A 1,629-nucleotide genomic window follows, 5' to 3' on the forward strand; every position below is an offset into this window, starting at 1 on the left:
TTATTCTGTCGGTAGGGCAGTTGATTAACTCATACTTTGGTCCCTCAGGGTATCTTGCTTCAATGACGGGTAATCAAGACCAGTTGACAAAAGCTCTTTTGGCTTCTGGTGCTATAGCTATTGTGTCATATATTATTTTTATACCATTATTAGGCATAGAAGGTGCGGCACTATCCTCTATGCTAGGCACTATTAGTTGGAATATCTTAATTTATTTAAAAATGAGTCGATTGGAAGGGCTCAGATCAAAGGCGTTTTGAAATGACTGAATTGATACTTGTAGGCGGACAAAATTCTGAGAACCTTAAAAAAGGTGAAGCTTGGGGGGCCTATAAAGCAGGGATTATTGTTAGATTAAATATAGATAGTGGTGCTACTGAGGTTTTGGTCGAGGACTCTTCACGGCCTGATATAATAAAAGATATACCAGAGATTGGTACGGTATATAAAGCAGCTACTTTGGTAGACAAGTTGGCATTTGTTTGCACTACAACAGAACTTATTGTTTACGATGCGCAGACATGGAAGGAAAAACAAAGAATTAGCTCCCCCTTATTTAATGATCTTCATCATGTGCTACCAAACAGTAATGGTAACTATTGGGTCGCCAATACTGGTTTGGATAATGTACTTGAGCTTGATAGTGAAGCCAATGTCCTAAAAAAATACTGTACTTGTGCTGGAGAAGACCCAAAATCATTTGATGATATTGATTATCGAACTGTCGTTAGCACTAAACCTCACGTTACCCATCCGAACTATGTATTTACGCTAGATAATGAGTTGTATGTAACTCGTTTTAAACAAAAAGACGCTATCTGTCTGACGGACACTACTAGAAAGTCTTTTCAAGTGCGTGCAGGTAATATTCATGATGGTTTGGCAAGTGGGGATTTACTTTTTTTTACTTCAACGAATGGATGGATAACAGCTTTTAATATTAGCTCGGGAGCTATAGAACTTGAGCTTGACTTAAACTCACTATACAAGTCGAAGGAGCCGTTAGGCTGGTGTCGAGGAATAGAAATTTTAGAAAATGGAAATTTGGTTGTTGGTTTTTCTAGGTTAAGGCCCACTAAATTTAGAGAAAATGTTGATTGGGTCTCAAAGGGAATTGGCTTTAACAGAAAGCTCAGCCCAATGGTGACGAGAGTCGCCATAATTAATGTTAATAAACCCTCTGTTGTGCGTGAATTCTCTGTTGAGGGTGTCGGTATGAATGCTATTTTTTCTATCCATCTTTCTGCCTGATGACGGTAAATCTCGTAAAGCTATTTTTGACAGTTGTTCTTGCATTGACGTGCTCTAGAGCAGATGTTTATATAGCTAAGAATGTGTTTCCGTTTTCACCAGCTTTATTAATGTTTACTGTACTCTTAGTTGTTGCTTTCAGTGCTTTCATTATAAAGTATCGTATTTATTTGANCTCTTTTGTTCTTTTTATTGCATTTTTCTTTTTAACTCTAGGGGGGATTGAGGGGTCTTTATATATATTTTTAGAAGAGGGCTCTAGTGTTGAGCTGGGTGACTATTTTCTAGAGTTTTCTTACTTATCTTTTTTTGTATTAATTTCCGTTTCTATCGCAGTCGGAGTGGTGAACCTTAGAAGGATTTTATATCTAACTCTAT

General features: G+C 37.3%; 2 protein-coding genes. Both read left to right on the plus strand.

Features of this window, described 5'->3' with window-relative positions; genetic code table 11:
• Positions 1 to 260 (plus strand): polysaccharide biosynthesis C-terminal domain-containing protein (locus A3766_RS20055; protein WP_197479646.1); only part of this gene is annotated, 260 nt, incomplete at its 5' end.
• 1 nt (position 261) lies between these two features.
• Positions 262 to 1,251 carry a hypothetical protein gene (locus A3766_RS20060; RefSeq protein WP_068642851.1) on the plus strand — a complete coding sequence of 330 codons (990 nt, stop codon included), beginning with the start codon at positions 262 to 264 and terminating at the stop codon, positions 1,249 to 1,251.
• Positions 1,252 to 1,629 lie beyond the last annotated feature (378 nt).

The sequence above is a fragment of the Oleiphilus sp. HI0132 genome (genome assembly GCF_001635845.1).

What these genes read in the sequence shown, in the direction of transcription:
- A3766_RS20060 (WP_068642851.1), top strand. Translation starts at nt 262, where the DNA reads ATGACTGAATTGATACTTGTAGGCGGACAAAATTCTGAGAACCTTAAA.